Annotated in this window: 21 protein-coding genes, 1 riboswitch and 1 other annotated feature; of the genes, 19 read left to right on the top strand and 2 right to left on the bottom strand. The window is 38.3% G+C overall.

Features of this window, described 5'->3' with window-relative positions; all coding sequences use genetic code 11:
* Position 1 precedes the first annotated feature (1 nt).
* The 4 genes from LIZ08_RS00945 to LIZ08_RS00930 all read left to right on the top strand — a co-directional run bounded on the left by LIZ08_RS00945 (position 2) and on the right by LIZ08_RS00930 (position 5753).
* Positions 2-1711 (top strand): glycosyltransferase, encoded by a 1710-nt coding sequence (locus tag LIZ08_RS00945; RefSeq protein ID WP_227038083.1) that lies wholly within the window; start codon positions 2-4, stop codon positions 1709-1711.
* Positions 1711-3471, top strand: coding sequence for a rhamnan synthesis F family protein (locus LIZ08_RS00940; RefSeq protein WP_227038082.1), 1761 nt, complete (start codon positions 1711-1713; stop codon positions 3469-3471). Before LIZ08_RS00945 ends, LIZ08_RS00940 begins: the two co-directional genes overlap by 1 nt.
* Position 3472: 1 nt before the next feature.
* The gene (locus LIZ08_RS00935; protein WP_227038081.1) at positions 3473-5113 is read left to right on the top strand and encodes an LTA synthase family protein; all 1641 of its coding nucleotides are present in this window, start codon (positions 3473-3475) and stop codon (positions 5111-5113) included.
* A gap of 163 nt (positions 5114-5276) precedes the next feature.
* The gene (locus LIZ08_RS00930; protein WP_023917814.1) at positions 5277-5753 is read left to right on the top strand and encodes an EbsA family protein; all 477 of its coding nucleotides are present in this window, start codon (positions 5277-5279) and stop codon (positions 5751-5753) included.
* 9 nt (positions 5754-5762) lie between these two features.
* On the opposite strand, the gene LIZ08_RS00925 is transcribed toward LIZ08_RS00930, so the two are convergent.
* Entirely contained in the window at positions 5763-5963 is a 201-nt protein-coding gene (locus LIZ08_RS00925; RefSeq protein WP_003006690.1) for a ferredoxin, read from the bottom strand.
* A 45-nt stretch (positions 5964-6008) separates the two neighbouring features.
* Here LIZ08_RS00925 and LIZ08_RS00920 point away from each other — a divergent pair, with 45 nt between their 5' ends.
* The 14 genes from LIZ08_RS00920 (at position 6009) to LIZ08_RS00855 (ending at position 17315) form a co-directional block, all read left to right on the top strand.
* Positions 6009-6464: an SAG1386/EF1546 family surface-associated protein gene (locus LIZ08_RS00920; protein WP_003006692.1), complete on the top strand. Its 456-nt coding sequence runs from the start codon at positions 6009-6011 to the stop codon at positions 6462-6464.
* Positions 6465-6478: 14 nt separating this feature from the next.
* Entirely contained in the window at positions 6479-7159 is a 681-nt protein-coding gene (gene cmk / locus LIZ08_RS00915) for a (d)CMP kinase (protein ID WP_031574170.1), read from the top strand.
* Between the two features lie 23 nt (positions 7160-7182).
* Positions 7183-7311 (top strand) — a sequence feature (ribosomal protein L20 leader region).
* A 16-nt stretch (positions 7312-7327) separates the two neighbouring features.
* A complete protein-coding gene (infC, locus tag LIZ08_RS00910) occupies positions 7328-7858 on the top strand; it encodes a translation initiation factor IF-3 (RefSeq protein WP_003003721.1) in 531 nt (176 codons plus the stop codon).
* Positions 7859-7891: 33 nt separating this feature from the next.
* Positions 7892-8092: a 50S ribosomal protein L35 gene (gene rpmI / locus LIZ08_RS00905; protein ID WP_003003453.1), complete on the top strand. Its 201-nt coding sequence runs from the start codon at positions 7892-7894 to the stop codon at positions 8090-8092.
* A gap of 49 nt (positions 8093-8141) precedes the next feature.
* A complete protein-coding gene (gene rplT, locus LIZ08_RS00900; protein ID WP_000124834.1) occupies positions 8142-8501 on the top strand; it encodes a 50S ribosomal protein L20 in 360 nt (119 codons plus the stop codon).
* Positions 8502-8605: 104 nt separating this feature from the next.
* Positions 8606-9073, top strand: coding sequence for a deoxycytidylate deaminase (locus LIZ08_RS00895; protein WP_100208998.1), 468 nt, complete (start codon positions 8606-8608; stop codon positions 9071-9073).
* Between the two features lie 363 nt (positions 9074-9436).
* Positions 9437-10627, top strand: a complete 1191-nt coding sequence (gene metK / locus LIZ08_RS00890) for a methionine adenosyltransferase (RefSeq protein WP_049490932.1) — start codon at positions 9437-9439, stop codon at positions 10625-10627.
* A gap of 192 nt (positions 10628-10819) precedes the next feature.
* Positions 10820-12079, top strand: coding sequence for a UDP-N-acetylglucosamine 1-carboxyvinyltransferase (locus tag LIZ08_RS00885; protein ID WP_049471988.1), 1260 nt, complete (start codon positions 10820-10822; stop codon positions 12077-12079).
* Between the two features lie 56 nt (positions 12080-12135).
* Positions 12136-12687, top strand: a complete 552-nt coding sequence (locus LIZ08_RS00880) for a GNAT family N-acetyltransferase (protein ID WP_227038080.1) — start codon at positions 12136-12138, stop codon at positions 12685-12687.
* Positions 12680-13957 (top strand): CBS-HotDog domain-containing transcription factor SpxR, encoded by a 1278-nt coding sequence (gene spxR / locus LIZ08_RS00875; RefSeq protein ID WP_227038079.1) that lies wholly within the window; start codon positions 12680-12682, stop codon positions 13955-13957. The genes LIZ08_RS00880 and spxR overlap by 8 nt, the downstream gene beginning before the upstream one ends.
* A gap of 20 nt (positions 13958-13977) precedes the next feature.
* Positions 13978-14838 (top strand): methionyl aminopeptidase, encoded by an 861-nt coding sequence (locus LIZ08_RS00870; protein WP_070595210.1) that lies wholly within the window; start codon positions 13978-13980, stop codon positions 14836-14838.
* Positions 14839-14921: 83 nt separating this feature from the next.
* Positions 14922-15893 (top strand): YihY/virulence factor BrkB family protein, encoded by a 972-nt coding sequence (locus tag LIZ08_RS00865; protein WP_155167791.1) that lies wholly within the window; start codon positions 14922-14924, stop codon positions 15891-15893.
* Positions 15894-16146: 253 nt separating this feature from the next.
* A complete protein-coding gene (locus LIZ08_RS00860; protein ID WP_070660317.1) occupies positions 16147-16611 on the top strand; it encodes a MarR family winged helix-turn-helix transcriptional regulator in 465 nt (154 codons plus the stop codon).
* Positions 16608-17315 carry a B3/4 domain-containing protein gene (locus LIZ08_RS00855; protein WP_014713165.1) on the top strand — a complete coding sequence of 236 codons (708 nt, stop codon included), beginning with the start codon at positions 16608-16610 and terminating at the stop codon, positions 17313-17315. Before LIZ08_RS00860 ends, LIZ08_RS00855 begins: the two co-directional genes overlap by 4 nt.
* Before the next feature lie 24 nt (positions 17316-17339).
* Here LIZ08_RS00855 and LIZ08_RS00850 read toward each other — a convergent pair whose 3' ends face one another.
* On the bottom strand, positions 17340-17783 hold the full coding sequence (locus LIZ08_RS00850) for a GtrA family protein (protein WP_021153029.1): 444 nt from the start codon (positions 17781-17783) through the stop codon (positions 17340-17342).
* Between the two features lie 28 nt (positions 17784-17811).
* Positions 17812-17917, top strand: a riboswitch (PreQ1 riboswitch).
* On the opposite strand from LIZ08_RS00850, the gene LIZ08_RS00845 reads away from it, so the two are divergent.
* Entirely contained in the window at positions 17915-18424 is a 510-nt protein-coding gene (locus LIZ08_RS00845) for a QueT transporter family protein (RefSeq protein WP_049471983.1), read from the top strand. Its footprint overlaps the riboswitch before it by 3 nt.
* The last annotated feature ends 57 nt before the right edge of the window (positions 18425-18481 follow it).

The raw sequence follows: 18481 nt of genomic DNA, 5'->3' as shown, positions 1-18481 counted from the left end.
TATGGGAAAACGCATTTTATTTATATCTCCTACAGGAACACTTGACAATGGAGCAGAAAAATCTATTGCAAATTTAATGATCTATCTATCTAAGAATGGTTATAAAATATATAATGCTTATCCAGAAAATTCTCATTATACTCATAGTAATTACGTGAATCTCTTTTCGAAAGCAGGAATTAAACTTTTTTCTATTCCTACACTAAAATGGTGGTGGGAGGAGGCACCTGGTGGATCACTTTTTTCAAAAGAAGAAAGAGTTTTATTTTACCAACAGAATATTAAACAAATAAGAGATATCATTAAAAGAGAAAAAATTGAGCTAGTGATATCTAATACAGTAAATGTTTTTCAAGGTAGTATTTCTGCTGCTTGTGAAGGAATCCCTCATTTTTGGTTGATTCATGAGTTTCCCGATCGTGAATTTGATTATTACAAGAAAAAAATTGGATTTATTTTTGAAAATTCAGATGGAGTATTTTCGGTATATGGAAACCTGTCAGATACCCTTTTAGAACTTTCAAATAATAGTACAAAATTGGATAGCTTTATTCCATTCTCAAATATTTCTGATAATGAATTAACTTATTCAGAAGAAAGAAGAATTGTATCAATTGGGATGATAAATGAGAATAAAAACCAATTTGAGCTTTTGAGAGCATACGCAAGTTTAAACAGAGAAGATATTCCTTTAGTTTTTATTGGAGACTGGGAAGAGACAATTAAGAGAAAATGTGATGAATATATCACTAAATATTCTCTAAAAAATGTCCATTTTATGGGATATAAGGATCAACCGTGGGATGAAGTTACTACATCAGATATATGTGTTTTCAACTCTAAATCAGAAAGTTTTTCATTAGTATTTGTTGAATCAATTTTAAAAGGTGTTCCATCAATAGTTTCAAATATTAGTGGGTATCGTTCAGCTGGCAAGTATTTTAATGCTGGAGTATATTATGCCTTAGGTAATATAGAAAATTTAACTTCTTGTTTGTCTGATATGATAGAGAATTTTAATGATTTTAAGACTCACTCGCTTGCCATACGGGAACATGCTAGAAAACTATACTCAGAGGAAAGTTGTTTTGATAATATTATCTCTAAAATAACTTCCGAACAATATAGTGAGAAAAAATCTATAATAGCATTAGAATCGTTATTGGGTAATACAATACCAAAGCATGAGATATTTGACATTAAGTCTCAATCTGTAGTTATTTATTATTCTAAAGATAATGAAGAATTTTCTGAGAATAACAAGTATACTTTTCCATTTCAGTATTCAGACCAAATTTATTTTAATGTTCCTGATGCTGTAACAAAGATCAGAGTGGATTTGTCTGAGATTCCAAACTATATTGAAGAATTTAAACTAACTCCTTCTCATAGTTATCATGAAGAAGTCCAGATGTTTTCTACAAATGGTTTTCTAACTGAGTCTGGTTTACTCTTTGGAAAAAATGATCCACAGATTACATATGATATAAGTCATCTAGATTCCAATGAGTTTATTTTTTCATATAAATTGAAAAATACCTTTAAAATTATGAACGAAGGATCAATATTAACAGAATTAGCAGACCTACATTCTGCTAATAAGGAACTAATACAGAAATACAAACAATTATCGGATGAATTCACTACGATAATTAATAGCAAACGTTGGAGAATAACTAGCAAGATTATCAATTTCTTTAGGAGAAAATAATGAATCGTTTATTACTATATGTTCACTATAATAAATACAATCATATCAGTAGGCATGTATATTATCAAATTGAACAATTAAGGAAACTATTTAAAAAAGTTGTCTTTATTTCAAATAGTAAACTCAGTGAGAGTGAGGTATCCAAACTTTATGAAAAAAATTTAATTGACAACTTTATTCAACGTGAAAATAAAGGATACGATTTTGCGGCTTGGCATGATGGAATGGAATTTATTGGATTCAATGACGTCCAAGATTATGATTCCGTAACTGTTATGAATGATACTTGTTTTGGTCCACTTTGGGATATGGAGCCGTTATATGAAAAATATGAATCCAATAATCAGGTTGATTTTTGGGGAATGACTAATCATAGAGGAATTCAAGCCGGAAATTTTTATATTAATGAACATCTACAATCGTATTTTATTTCATTTAAGAAATCTATAACTCAATCGGAAGTATTTCAAACTTTCTGGAAATCAGTTCAAAGTTATGAAGAGGTTCAAAAGGTTATTGATAACTATGAAACACAATATACAAAATTGTTTGTTGATGCTGGCTTTAAATATGATTCTGTTCTGAATACCCTTCCGTTAAATGATAAGTTCTTTCACAGTAATTTTACAATTCATTACCCTCATGTTTTACTTGATGGAGGAGTTCCTTTTATTAAAATAAAAACATTTGATTTAAGCCAACACCTTTCTCCCTATTTACTAAAAGAAATTGAGAATCGTACTGACTATCCAGTAGAATTTATCTTGTCTCATATGTCAGATATTAGTTTACCAACTCCTCCTTATTTATTAGATCGTAAAATTTTAAAAAATAGCGAAAAAAAATATTACAATACAAAAAAGATAGCAGTACACCTTCATACTTACTATGTAGATTTACTTGAAGAATTTTTGAAGCAATTTGATAATTTTCATTTTAATTATGATCTTTTTTTGACAACTGACTCTGAAGAAAAGAAAAAAGAAATTGAAATCATTCTCAAATACCACGATAAACATGCAAGAGTTGTTGTGACCGGAAATAGAGGTCGTGATATTATTCCTATGCTTAAGTTGAAAGATGAGTTATCCAATTATGACTTTATTGGACATTTCCACACAAAAAAATCTCCGGAATATCCATATTGGGTAGGTGAATCTTGGCGTAATGAACTGTTTTCAATGCTTATCCAACCAGCAGATACCATAATTTCAAATCTAGAGAATAATGATAATCTTGGTCTTGTGATTGCAGATATTCCAACATTTTTCCGTTATACAAAAATTGTTGATCCGTGGAATGAGAATAGATTTGCTGAGGGAATGAATGATTTATGGCGGCGAATGAATCTTAGTCGTGAAATCGATTTTAAAAAAATGGACATATTTATTATGAGCTATGGAACATTTGTTTGGTTTAAATATGAAGCTTTAAAGCCGTTGTTTGAAATAGAGTTGAGTGATGAGGAAATACCAACTGAACCAATTCCACAGCATACTATTTTACACTCTATTGAACGAATTCTTGTTTATTTAGCTTGGTCAAGACGGTTTGACTATGCAATTTCTAAAAATAATATTTATATTACACCGTTTGTTGATAATGAGGTGCTGAATATAAGACCTGATAATCTTCCAAATACATATATTAATTTTGACAACATCGGTGGAATAAAGGGAGCTCTTAAATATATTATTGTAGGTCCTGGGACAGCAGTTAAATATATTTTAAGGAGGATAAAAAGGAGAATAATGAACTAGAATGCCATTATATGAAAAAGTTAAGGAATTACTTGCTTTAAGAAAAATAACAATAATCAAATATACTTTTTCAATTGTTATTACGTTATGTTCTTTTTTTACCACAAATAATTTATTATTTTTTATTTTCTCTATTTTAGAACTTGTTATAATTTTTTCTTTGTCAAATGCTTTAGTGAAAAAAAGTAATCTATGGGGAAATATATTAAATTTTATTTTGATTCTTTTATATAATATTGAATTATTGGTGCTAAATTTTGCAGATAGTTTTGTAACGTTGATAATGATAAATAACCTCAGTTCTTGGGAAGCCTTGAAAGGTAGAATTGTTATTTATTTAACCGGAATTATTTTGCTCATCATTTTTAGTTCATTACCGATAGTATATATTGATTTTAATTATTCAAATTTTTCTAGAGCAAAAAAGGTAGTTATTAGATTTCAAAATTTAAAATTACTTTCGTTAGTGACTTTTATAGAAATTATCTTATTACTTTGTTTAGGAACGGGTTTTTCACCAGCTATGTCTATCTATGATTTGTCAAACAATATTTCTAAGTATAATCAATTGTTACAAATTAATAGTTCGAAAAATATAAAGAGCGAACAATTTCATCGTAGTGAAATACCTAATCATAGAGATAAACCAAAAAATTTGCCTGAGAGACCAAATGTTATTTTAATTTTTACGGAAGGAATGTCTCAACATATTATTGATGATGACAGGAATGTAGTACCTAATCTACGAAATATTCAATCAGTATCTTTAAGATTTGATAATTATTATAACCATACTTTTGCAACATATGCAGGAATAATTGGTCAGCTATATTCGGGATATCAATTAAAAAATAGTGATAAGAATTATTTAATTTCTCTTCCTCAGATTTTAGAAGGGTTTGGTTATCAAACTGCTTTTATTAACACGGAACCCAAAAATAGAGAATTTACAACATATTTAGGAAACTTAGGTTTTGAAAAAGTTATCTCAGCTCCGATAAATAAATCTTTAGGGGTTTCGTCTGATAAAAATGCATATAGGAAACTATTTGATGAAATGAATAGTCAGGGAGAAAAACCATTCCTGTTAACAATGTACACGTTTGGTACGCATATTGGTATGGATGGATTTGAAAAAAAATTCGGTGATGGAAAAGATAGATTACTAAATAGATTCCATGATATGGATTTTCAATTTGGTAAGTTTATTGATGAATTTAATAAAAGTAAATTTTCTGAAAACACAATTGTTATATTTACAACTGATCATGCAACATTTGTTGATGATGAATATAGGAGTAGTTTTCCTAAAAATACAAGGGTACAAGGAAATTTAGATAGGATACCTCTGTTTATATACTACAAGGGTATAAATCCAGAAGTTATAAATGTAGACGGGAAGAATTCTGTTAATTTGACACCAACAATTCTTGATTATTTAGATTATTCAGCTGGAAATTACTTTTTGGGACAATCTTTATTTTCAAAAAGTGAAAATAATAGTATTTATTCAACTTTATTTGTTTCCGAATTAACCTATCGCACTACTAAAGGGAATAAAATTAGCGAAATTCCCAAAGATGAAAAAGAGGAAACTGAACAAAAGGTATCAGAATATTACTCTATAGCTAGAAATAAATAGTATTGATAAAACAATAAAGGGTACCTTTCTAAAGACTTCTTTAAAGTCCCAACCAACAAATCCAATTAAAAGGAGTGCTAGCAGGTAAAAATCTTTGTGATTTTGGCTGTCTGGCTCCCTTTTTTTTGTTTTTTATGCTAAACTATTAGATGGGGGTACGCTCATGATTAAGATATTTGGAAAGGTCCATTATCATTGGCAACCGGACTTATCTATTCTTGTGACTTATTGGTCCATTGCAGTGATTCCGGTCTTTATTGGACTGGCCTTGATGTATGAGAGCTCTAGTGTGCCAACGCTAGTTTTGTTTTCGTTCTTTTTATTTATGGTCTTGCTCGCGATTGGGGTCCATCGTTACTTCACGATCTATGAGGATGGGATCTTGCGGATTATTACTGCCAATCCTTTTACTCCAATCAAAGTGAAGATTGACTCGATCGAAAAGGTCGAAGTAAATAAGAAATCGATCAAGCTCATATTTAATGATGGATCGCGCAGTCGAACATTCTGTATGCGTAAATGGCCGAAAAAATACTTTATCAATGCACTTGCCTTAAATCCTTATTTTAAGGGAGAAGTAATCCTGACGGACAATTTCATCCATGTGGATTACTACGAGATGTATTATGCAAACAAATAAAAAGCCCTCTTAATCTTTTAAGAGAGCATGAGTGGGGCATTCTTTAATAGCCTCGAGAACATCGTTTGTGACAGGGACTTCCTTTTCAAGGAGGTCGTCCTCTTCAGCAGCAAATTTAACGATGCCATTGTCATGGTAATCAAATAATTCAGAATAGGTCTGACAGAGACCGCAAGCGATGCAACGATCTGGAATTAACGTAACTTTCATACTTCTATTGTAATGATTTTTACGAGAAAAAACAAGGAGGAAGTCATGGCAAAAGAACCATGGGAAGAAGATATTTACGATGATGGAGAAGAAACATTGAAAAGAACGAGTAAGTTAAACGGAATCAAGGCAGACCGTCTATTGACGATTTTAGCCATTATTTTCTTTGTAGTAGTAGTGGCGATGGTCTGCTTGTTGATTTTCCTTTCAACAGGTGGCAGCAACAAATCAAAACAAATGTCTGGTTTCTACAATGGAGAGACTAAGGTTGAACAGAAATCATCAGCCCCTGCAGCACAAACTGACCAAGCGGCTAAAGACGATAGTTCAAAAGATGAGAACTCTGAAGAAGGTACGATCACTGTTCAAGCAGGTGAAGGGGAAGCAGCGATTGCTGCGCGTGCTGGTATTTCCATTGCCCAATTGGAACAGTTAAATCCTTCTCATATGTCTACAGGATCATGGTATGCGAATCCTGGTGATGTCGTTAAGATTCAGTAGGAGTTGAGGACAGCATGAAACAAATTCAAATTGCCATTGATGGACCGGCTTCTAGTGGAAAATCCACAGTCGCAAAGATCATTGCCAAGGATCTAGACTATACGTATCTAGACACGGGAGCTATGTATCGTGCAGCGACTTACCTAGCTTTGCAAAATAATCTGACAGCTGAACAGGTTGATGACCTCTTAGCCCTTTTAGATCAGTATCCAATTAGTTTCGGTCGTTCAGAAGAAGGAGAGCAGCTTGTCTTTGTAGCAGACGTGGATATTACCCACCCAATTCGCGATAACCAAGTGACCAACAATGTTTCATGGGTTGCAGCGCTTGCGCCAGTCCGTGAAAAACTTGTCGCTCTACAGCAAGAAATTGCAGCAGAGGGGGGCATCGTTATGGATGGACGCGATATTGGGACGGTCGTCCTTCCACATGCAGAGTTGAAGATCTTTTTGGTTGCTTCGGTTGAGGAGCGGGCAGAACGTCGTTATAAGGAGAATGTTGAAAAGGGCATCACAGCGGATCTTGAATTGTTGAAAAAAGAAATCGCTGAGCGGGACTATAAGGACAGCCACCGTGCCGTTTCTCCTTTGAAACCTGCAGCTGATGCCATTCATTTTGACACAACGGGTGTTGGAATTGCAGATGTTGTTGCCTTTATTGAAGAAAAAGCAAAAAAACTTCTTGACAAAGAATAAAAAACTTGATATCATATAAAAGTTGAGAAAAGCAGAAGTGAGAACTTCTCGCCTTGTGACGCAAGTTGCCTGGCCCCTACGGATCAAGTTTCAGAAATGAAATACATCATGTAGTTCGGGCCTGTTTTGCAGGTCCGTTCTTTGTTTTTCTCGAATAATAAAAAAGAGGTGAAAACCATAGCAAAGCAAGACTTATTCATCAATGATGAAATTCGTGTACGTGAAGTTCGCTTAATCGGTCTTGAAGGTGAGCAATTGGGTATCAAACCACTTAGCGAAGCGCAAGCACTTGCGGACGACGCTAATGTTGACTTGGTTCTCATTCAACCTCAAGCTAAACCTCCTGTTGCGAAAATTATGGACTACGGTAAGTTCAAATTTGAGTACCAGAAGAAGCAAAAAGAACAACGCAAAAAACAAAGCGTTGTGACCGTGAAAGAAGTTCGTTTGAGCCCAGTGATTGACAAGGGTGATTTCGATACAAAACTTCGCAATGCTCGCAAATTCCTTGAAAAAGGAAATAAAGTGAAGGTATCCATTCGCTTTAAGGGTCGTATGATTACCCACAAAGAGATTGGTGCTAAAGTTTTAGCCGACTTCGCTGAAGCGACACAAGATGTGGCAATCATCGAACAACGAGCTAAGATGGATGGACGTCAAATGTTCATGCAATTGGCGCCAGCAACTGACAAGAAATAATCTGTCAGAAAGTTAAAAAAAGGAGAAAATATCATGCCAAAACAAAAAACACACCGCGCATCAGCTAAACGTTTCAAACGTACAGGTTCTGGTGGACTTAAACGTTTCCGTGCTTACACTTCTCACCGTTTCCACGGAAAAACTAAGAAACAACGTCGTCATCTTCGTAAAGCATCTATGGTGCATGCTGGAGATTTCAAACGTATCAAAGCAATGCTTACTCGCTTGAAATAATCGAGTTTTCGTAAGTAAAGAATTCTAGGAAATATTGGAGGAAATATAAATGGCACGTGTTAAAGGTGGCGTTGTATCACGCAAACGTCGTAAACGTATTCTTAAATTAGCTAAAGGTTACTATGGAGCTAAACATATCTTGTTCCGTACTGCAAAAGAACAAGTAATGAACTCTTACTACTATGCATACCGTGACCGTCGTCAAAAGAAACGTGACTTCCGCAAATTGTGGATCACACGTATCAATGCGGCAGCTCGTATGAACGGACTTTCATACTCACAATTGATGCATGGTTTGAAATTGGCTGAGATCGAAGTAAACCGTAAAATGCTTGCTGACTTGGCTGTTAACGATGCAGCAGCTTTCACAGCTCTTGCAGATGCAGCTAAAGCAAAACTTGGTAAATAATGTTTATAAGGCTGAGAAGATTTTCTCAGTCTTTTTTTCTTACTGATTTCATGCTATAATGAAATCAATTATAGGAGAAATCATATTAGATGGAGGACCTAAAGGTGACACATAATCGACTAGCATGGGATGAGTATTTTGCAGCACAGGCCTTACTAATTTCAAATCGGGCAACTTGTAATCGTGCTAAGGTTGGGGCTGTACTGGTTAAGGATAACAAGGTCATTGCAACGGGTTATAATGGGTCTGTTTCTGGGACAGATCATTGCTTGGAGGATGGCTGTCTAATGGTCGAGGGGCATTGTGTCCGGACGATTCATGCAGAAGTCAATGCTATTTTGCAAGGAGCTGAACGTGGAATTCCAAAAGGGTTTACAGCTTATGTGACGCATTTTCCTTGTCTCAATTGTACCAAGCAGTTACTCCAAGTTGGTTGCAAGCGGGTAGTATACATTCATCAGTATCGAATTGATGAATATGCCGAGTATCTCTACCGTGAAAAAGAAGTAGAACTGATGCATTTACCGATTGAAGAGGTGAAACAGGCAATTGCAGAGACAGAACTGGTTTAGTTTGTACTTTTTTTGAAGTGAAGACTGGTGGTTACTGTAATGAGGGGATAGGTATATCTTCAATTCTTCTGGATAAGTAGAAGAGAATGACGGCCTCAATCTTCTTGAATTTATTTCGAATTGGAAGGAATTTGGATTACAACCTTTTTTCCTATTCATATCTTTATTGCTAGTAAAGAAATATGTCTGCTACTTTCAAGAGTGATATAGATTGAAACTATATCAACTCCTTTTTTAAAACATAGTCTATCATAGTTGAAATGTGTTATAATGAAGTGTTATATGGTCCCGATAAGGTGATAGTCTTTCTATCAGTGCTTTGTAACTCTATAACGAATATTTATTTTAAGGGGGGACATTTTTATGTCAGAACGTAAACTTTTCACGTCTGAATCAGTATCTGAGGGGCATCCAGATAAAATTGCAGACCAAATTTCAGATGCTATTTTAGATGCTATTTTAGAGCAAGATCCAGAAGCTCACGTGGCTGCCGAAACAGCTGTTTATACTGGTTCCGTGCATGTCTTTGGTGAGATTTCAACGACTGCTTATGTGGATATTAACCGTGTGGTTCGTGATACCATTGCAGAGATTGGTTATACTAATACGGAATATGGATTCTCTGCTGAGACGGTAGGAGTACACCCATCTTTGGTGGAACAATCTCCTGATATTGCCCAAGGGGTTAATGAAGCCTTGGAAGTTCGTGGAAATGCAGATCAAGATCCACTTGATTTGATTGGAGCTGGAGACCAAGGTCTTATGTTTGGTTTTGCGGTGGATGAAACAGAAGAACTCATGCCATTGCCAATTTCACTCAGCCACAAGTTGGTTCGTCGTTTGGCAGAGCTTCGTAAGTCTGGGGAAATCAGCTATCTTCGTCCAGATGCCAAGTCACAAGTTACTGTTGAGTACGATGAAAACGACCGCCCAGTGCGCGTGGATACAGTGGTTATTTCAACTCAACACGATCCAGATGTCAGCAATGAACAAATCCACGAAGATGTGATTAACAAGGTCATCAAAGAAGTGATTCCAGCTTCTTATCTAGATGAGGAAACCAAATTCTTCATCAATCCAACTGGTCGTTTCGTTATCGGAGGACCTCAAGGGGACTCAGGTTTGACAGGTCGTAAGATTATCGTAGATACCTATGGTGGTTACTCACGTCACGGTGGTGGTGCCTTCTCTGGTAAGGATGCGACGAAGGTGGACCGTTCCGCTTCGTATGCAGCTCGCTACATTGCTAAAAATATTGTTGCTGCAGGTCTTGCTAAGAAAGCAGAAGTGCAATTGGCTTATGCCATTGGGGTTGCTCAACCTGTCTCTGTTCGGATTGATACCTTCGGTACAGGAACGGTTGCTGAAAGTAAGCTTGAAAAAGCAGCACGTGAGCTCTTTGATCTACGTCCTGCAGGGATTATCCAAATGCTGGATTTGAAACGTCCAATCTATCGTCAAACAGCGGCTTATGGCCATATGGGACGGACAGATATTGACCTTCCATGGGAACGTTTGGACAAGGTAGAAGCCTTGAAAGAAGCTGTAAAATAATGAGTTGAAATGGAAAAGTTAGGGTCAAATTGATCCTAGCTTTTTTTCGTTTTGAAAATTCCTACAGATGGAAAAATAGGTCCATCTGTGGTATAATAGATGCAGTATTTTGAATACGTTGTCCCTTTTATTTCCGTTACAAAAAACGATAGTAAAAGGAAAAAGACTTGAAAGAGCTAATAAATTATTAAGATGAAAAAAATTGTAATAAATGGTGGTCGCCCTCTAAAAGGAGAGGTGACCATTAGTGGTGCAAAAAATAGTGTAGTAGCCCTGATTCCGGCGACCATTCTGGCGGATGATATCGTGACCCTTGATGGGGTACCGGATATCTCCGACGTGGCGAGTTTGATTGAAATCATGACCATCATGGGGGCTAAGATCGAGCGCAAAGAAGACAGTTTGATCATTGATCCACGTGGGGTGAAGAATATGCCCATGCCATTTGGAAAGATCAACAGTCTGCGAGCTTCCTATTATTTCTATGGTAGCTTGTTAGGGCGCTATGGTCAAGCAACGGTTGGACTTCCTGGTGGGTGTGATCTTGGCCCACGTCCGATCGATTTGCATTTGAAGGCCTTTGAAGCGATGGGAGCCGCTATGACCATGGATGGCTCTAGTATGAAACTTGCGACAGATGGCAAGCCTCTTCAAGGAGCAAACATCTACATGGATACTGTTAGTGTCGGTGCAACGATCAATACGATTTTGGCAGCGGTCAAGGCTGAGGGTCGGACAGTGATCGAAAATGCTGCGCGGGAACCTGAAATTATCGATGTGGTGACCTTGCTCAACAACATGGGAGCCCATATTCGGGGAGCAGGTACGGATATCATAATCATTGATGGTGTTCCACAATTGCATGGAACTAGACATCAGGTGATTCCAGATCGCATCGAAGCAGGAACCTATATTGCCCTTGCAGCTGCTATTGGAGAAGGTATCCAGATCAATAATGTCTTGTACGAGCATTTAGAGAGCTATATTGCTAAGTTAGAGGAAATGGGTGTGCGCATGACCATTTCTGAAGATAGTATCTTTGTAGAAAAGCAGACGGGCTTGAAGGCCATCCAGATCAAAACCTCTCCTTATCCTGGTTTTGCGACTGATTTGCAACAACCGATCACACCTTTGCTCTTAACGGCTGCAGGACGTGGGCGCATTGTTGATACGATTTATGAAAAACGGGTCAACCATGTACCAGAATTGGCTAAAATGGGGGCCACCATTTCGACCTTGAACGACCACATTATTTATGAAGGGCCAAATCAATTGACAGGATCCAGTGTGAAAGCGACGGATCTTCGAGCTGGTGCGGCTTTAGTGATCGCCGGTCTCATGGCTTCTGGAACAACAGAAATTACAAATGTGGAATACATCCTTCGCGGGTATTCAGATATTATTCATAAATTGACCCAACTTGGAGCAGACATCCAGTTGGTAGAGGAATAGTGACAGAACTTGGGATCTGATAGTGGCGGCTGGATACACGAACAATGGAGTTTGAAATGAATATTTGGACGAACTTAGCTGCCTATTCACTAATTGAAACACAAAGGTTGTATTTACGACCTTTTCTCTTTGAGGATGCGGAAGATTTTTATAAGATTGCTTCGAATCCTGATAACCTACAATTTATCTTTCCTGCACAAGCCGATCTTTCTGAAACTCAATATGTACTAGCCAACTATTTCATGAAAAATCCTTTGGGGGTTTGGGCGATCTGTGATCAGGAAACCAATCAGATGATCGGTTCGATCAAGTTTGAAAAGTTGGATGAAATCAAGGGTGAGGCTGAGTTAGGCTACTTTTTGCGCAAAGATTTTTGGGGAAAGGGTCTGATGACAGAAGCGGTCAAAGAGTTGGTCTATCTATCATTTGAGAAATTTCAACTGAAGGAGCTTAAGATTGTCACCCATGTTGAAAATGCAGGGAGTCAAAAGGTCGCTTTGAAGGCTGGTTTTCGTCTCTTTCGTCAATTCAAAGGGAGTGACCGCTATACGCGTAAAATGCGCGATTATTATGATTTCCGCCTAGGTAGAGGGGACTTCTATGAGTAAACACCAAGAGATTTTAGACTATCTCGAAAAATTACCGATTGGAAAACGGGTCAGTGTCCGCAGTATCTCCAATTTTTTGAATGTCAGTGATGGGACGGCCTATCGTGCCATTAAAGAAGCTGAAAATCAAGGAATTGTCGAAACGCGTCCTAGAAGCGGGACCATCCGTGTCAAATCGCAAAAAGCTGTACTAGAGCATTTGACCTATCGGGAAATTTTAGAAATCACCGGCTCTGATATATTAGCAGGTGAAGAGGGACTCGAAAAAGAATTTAATAAATTTTATATTGGTGCCATGACGGAAAAGCACGTCCTAGACTATGTGTCTGAAGGTGGGCTTTTGATCGTGGGTGACCGTACTAGCATCCAACGATTGGCTCTTAAACATGACAATGCGGTCTTAGTGACAGGTGGCTTTGAAGTGAGTGAGGATGTGATTGATCTGGCCAATCAGGTACAAATCCCAGTCATCCGAACTTCACACGATACCTATACCGTCGCGACTATGATCAATAAGGCCTTGTCTAATATGCAGATCAAGACGGATATCTTGACAGTCGAGCAGGTCTATCGGCCCTTCCATGAGTACGGCTATCTTTCTGAGACGGATACGGTCCGGGATTATTTAGATTTGGTTCGAAAGAATCGCTTTAGTCGTTTTCCGGTTGTCAATCAGCACCAGATGGTAGTGGGCGTCGTAACCATGAGAGATGCTGGAGATAAGGCGCCTCAGACGACCCTTGATAAGGTGATGTCACGGACCATTTTTACCACTAATTTGTCCACCAGCATTGCGACGATTAGCCAACGGATGATCGCTGAAGATTATGAAATGATTCCTGTTGTTCGTAATAACCAGACCTTGCTGGGTGTTATTACGCGTCGGGATGTCATGGATCGGATTAGCAAGGTGCAGTTTTCGAGCTTACCAACCTTTAGTGAGCAAATTGGTCAAAAGATTCAAACAGAGAACGACCATTACCAATTCACAGTGGAGCCAAGTATGCTGGAGAAAAGCGGTGTTTTGGCCAATGGGGTCATGATCGAAGTGCTGATGAAGGTTATTCGCAAGATGATGCAACACAGTGGGCGTAGCTTGATTGTCGAACAGTTGATCATCAATTTTTTACAGGCTGTGCAGGTGGATGATGTGATCCGCATTGAACCACAACTAGTTCGACGAACCAGACGTTCGGCCTTGGTTGATTTTAGCTTGTATTTAGATCTGCAGCTAGTCGCGAAAGCAACCATTACGATTAAGATTAATTAAACAAAAGAAATGAGGAGACAATGATTACATTAAAATCACAACGTGAAATTGAAGCTATGGATCGTGCAGGTGATTTCCTTGCCAGCATCCATATTGGATTACGTGACTTGATCAAGCCAGGGCTTGACCTATGGGAAGTAGAAGAATATGTCCGTCGTCGCTGTAAAGAAGCCAATGTCTTGCCGCTTCAGATCGGTGTAGAAGGCAGTCTCATGGATTATCCTTATGCGACTTGCTGTGGTTTGAATGACGAGGTAGCCCATGCTTTTCCACGTCATGTCATTCTCAAAGATGGTGATCTCCTCAAGGTAGACATGGTCTTGTCAGAACCGCTTGATAAGTCTGTTTTGGATGTATCGAAATTAGATTTTGATAATGTAGCGCAAGTCAAGAAATACACGGAGTCTTATAGTGGTGGCTTGGCGGACTCTTGCTGGGCTTATGCGGTTGGAAATGTTTCGCAAGAAGTCCAAGATTTGATGGACGTGACCAAAGAATGTCTCTATAAGGGAATTGAGAAAGCGGTCGTTGGCAATCGCTTGGGAGATATTGGTGCAGCGATTCAAGAGTATGCAGAAAGCAAAGGCTATGGCGTGGTGCGTGATTTGGTCGGACACGGTGTCGGGCCTACCATGCATGAAGAACCAATGGTCCCACATTATGGTCGTGCTGGACGCGGTCTTCGCTTACGTGAAGGGATGGTCTTGACGATTGAGCCAATGATTAATACCGGTACTTGGGAGATTGATACAGATATGGAAACTGGTTGGGCCCATAAGACCCTTGACGGTGGCCTTTCTTGTCAATACGAGCATCAATTTGTGATTACAAAAGATGGTCCAGTGATCTTGACTAGTCAAGGTGAAGAAGGAACATACTAAAAAATAGAGAGGAAAGAATGGAGCTGAAGGCAAGTGTCTGGTTTCGCTCTTTGCTCTTTTTTAGTAAAATGGGGAGGTGACGAATGAAAAAGGTCCTACAAAAAATACTGGGACAGCCATTTATAAAAGGCTTCGTGCGATTTTATCAGAGTGCAGAGTCTGATATCACTAGCATTGCGGTTGCCTATTATTTGCTGATCTCCATTTTCCCTTTGATGCTGATTGCAGCCAATATTCTGCCTTACTTTCATATTCGTCCAACTCAGATTCTTTTAAGCTTACAGAAAGTTTTGCCATCCTCCTTATATCGAATAGTGGCACAGATGATTTCGAGTGTCTTGACCAAACCTTCGACAGGCTTACTGAGTTTCTCGATTATTTCTGCTTTGTGGATCTTCTCTCAGAGCATTGCCTACCTCCAAAAAGCCTATAACAAGAGTTATGGGGTGGAAAAGGAGCGTGGTATTATCTGGGGGCGACTCTTTAGCTTTCTGATCAGTTTTGCCTTGCAGGGCTTGTTTGGACTCTCGCTGATCCTTTCCATGTTTGGGAAAATGATCGTTCGTTATCTCTATAAGACCTTTTCATTTGATCGGACGATTTATGTGCGCTTACTGAATTTGACAGAGCCGACCATCTATCTCTTGCTTTTTGTTAGTCTGGTCTTGCTCTATTACACCCTTCCAAATGTCAAAATTCCGAAATTTAGATATGTATTGCCAGGGGCGACCTTTGTTGTTGCTGTCCTGTATGCGATCTTGAATATCTTTTGGAAATATGTGGATCGTTATGTGAGTCATTTCTTAGATGCTCGTTTCTTCGGTTCGGTCGTCCTAGCGGTCATCATGTTCTGGTTTATCTTGGTGGCAAAAATCATGATTATTGGTTGTATTTTAAATGCCAGTATCCAATTTGCTAGAGAAGCAAAGTTCCAAACGCGCAGTGGAGAAATTGTCTCTAAGTTAAAATCAGAAGAAGTGGACTTTCGGCATAGAGAAGTTTCACAAAAATTAAAGCTTAGGTTACGCTTGATAAAAAAAGAAAAAACGGAATAAGGGAGAGTGGGACAGAAATCGGTAATTCGTTAGAATTCGATTTCGTCGTCCCACCTCCGCACAGTTGAGTAGGGCTGTAAAAGCTGATGGAATCAGCGTAGTAGAGCCCACTCAACGACTGCGTCTTGCTCGACAATTCAAAAATAATTGAGAGGCTAGGACTTTTGTCCCAGCCTCTTTTTTTCTTATCTATCTTTATTGCATTTGCAACAAAAATGTGTTATGCTATTGTCAATAGGAAAGGAGGAGTAAGATGAGTATTTTGCGTGAGATTGGCATCATTGCGAGAGCACTGGATTCTATAGCAAATATTGAATTTCGAGATTTGGATCTGGCGCGTGGTCAATACCTCTACCTGGTGCGAATTGCCGAGCAACCTGGAATGATTCAGGAAGAACTCTCTGAAGTCTTGAAAGTAGATCGATCCACCGTTGCAAGGTCTGTAAAAAAACTAGAAGAACGAGGACTGATTCAGCAGCGTCCAAGGGGTGAAAACCTTAAAATCAAGGAATGGGAATTAACTGAAAAAGGTAAGCAGATTTACCCCTTCATTTTAGGGGAGCATCTTTACTCTGAAAAAACTGCCTTAAAAGGATTTTCCAAAGAAGAAGTCGCACAGTTAGAGGAGTATCTCATCCGAGTTCGTGAGAATATCACCTTGGATTGGGAGCTAGTCAAAAAAGGTCAAAAAAGAAATTATAGTGAGGTAAAGCAATGAAAGTGACAGTCGATCAAGCATTTTGGGATTTATTTCCAACAGCTAGAATTACAGTGATGTCCTTGTATGGTATTGATAATACAGTAGATGAAGCCAAGGATCCTTATTTCAAAGAATTGTTGGACAAGGGTACCAAGAGAGCATGGGAATTTATTGATGAAGAAAACTATACCCAGAGTGAGTTCGTTCAAGAGTGGCGCCAAGCTTTTAGCAAGTTTAAAACAAAAAAAGGAGCCCGATCTTCCATCGAAGCACTCTTAAAACGGGTTCACCAGGGACGTGAATTCTATCCGATTAATCCTTTGGTGGATCTTTACAATAGCGTGTCGATGGCTTATGCCCTTCCTTGTGGGGGAGAAGATATGGATAAATTGGTGGGTGGACTCTCTCTAGGACAAGCGAAAGGAGGCGAACCTTTCTTTCCATTAGGTGCTGAAGAAGATGCGCCAGCTTTGGAAGGGGAGATCATCTACTACGATCAAGAAGGAGCTGTTTGCCGTTGTTTGAATTGGCGTGAGGCTCAAAGAACCATGTTAACAGAAGATACCAAGGACGCTATTTTGGTGATTGAAGCCATCAATGAGGAGCAGGCCAAACGGGCCCAAACAGCTATGCAGGAATTGAAAGATCTAGCCAAGGATTATTTTGGGGTTGAAGGCACCATCTATCAATTAAGTGCAGAGCATGCAAGTATAGAAGTTTAAAAGAATAAGGCTGAAACAATCGTTTCAAGCCTTGTTTTTATTTTTAAAGACAAAGAGTTTACTAAAGACGTAATTGAGGACCACAATGGCCACTTGTGCAAAGAGGGTTTCAATCAGATTGATCTGGCTTTTGTTATTGTGGACAAATTGCCCGATAATTCCTGGGAATTGCTTGACAAAAATCTCGGTCAAGGCCATATCCAGTATAAAGGTCCCAGAGCGCGCAATTGCAAATCGGATCAAGCGCTGAAACCAGCCCTTTCTTTCTTGTTTAAAGACAATGGTATCGTTGGTCGCAAAGGCAAAGAGGATCCCAGCAATGTTTCCAATAGCTGTCGCTAATCGTTCATCACGAGACACATGATAGATGAAGAGACGGGTTCCGACAGAAACAATGGTTGTGGCAACTCCAAAAAATAGATAGGATAAAATCTCATTATCAAAAAATTTTTTAATTAGTGTTTTCATAAATTCAGTCTACCATAAAACCTCAAAATATGCTATACTTGAAAGGTTGAAGAAATCAAACTTCAACCCTTGGTGCTTAAGATCCTTTCGCCAAGCATATTACACGCGGGAAAACCGCTAAAGGAGAATAGATGAAACAGTTAACTGCTCGTGATATGGCGCAAATTGCCATTGTTGCTGCGATTTATATCGTATTGACCATTACCCCACCTCTCAACGCTATGGCCTACTATGGCTATCAATTCCGTGTTTCGGAAATGATGAATTTCTTAGCTTTTTACAATAAGAAGTACTTGATTGGGGTGACGCTTGGTTGTATGATTGCTAACTTATTTAGTTTTGGATGGATCGATGTCTTTGTCGGTGGAGGTTCAACCTTTGTCTTCTTAGGACTTGGACTCATTCTATTTGGTCGATTCAAAAACAAGTTCTTGTTTGACGGTCTTATTCGCTTGGACCATTTCTTGTTTGCGATTTTCTTTTCCATCTCCATGTTTACGATTGCCTTGGAACTATACTACCTTCAAGGCCAACCATTCTTCTATAACTGGTTGACTATGGGATTGGGTGAATTCGCATCCTTGATTTTTGGAGCGATTGTGATCAATCAACTTTCTAAACGGATCGATTTTACAAAATAAGAAGAGAGTGGGACAGAAATCGGTAATTCGTTAGAATTCGATTTCGTCGTCTCACCT

The sequence above is a fragment of the Streptococcus sp. 210928-DFI.4.42 genome (genome assembly GCF_020554365.1).
Lineage (GTDB): Bacteria > Bacillota > Bacilli > Lactobacillales > Streptococcaceae > Streptococcus > Streptococcus parasanguinis_S.
Note: the sequence above shows the minus strand (reverse complement) of the source record. Positions and strands in the feature narration are given on the sequence as shown.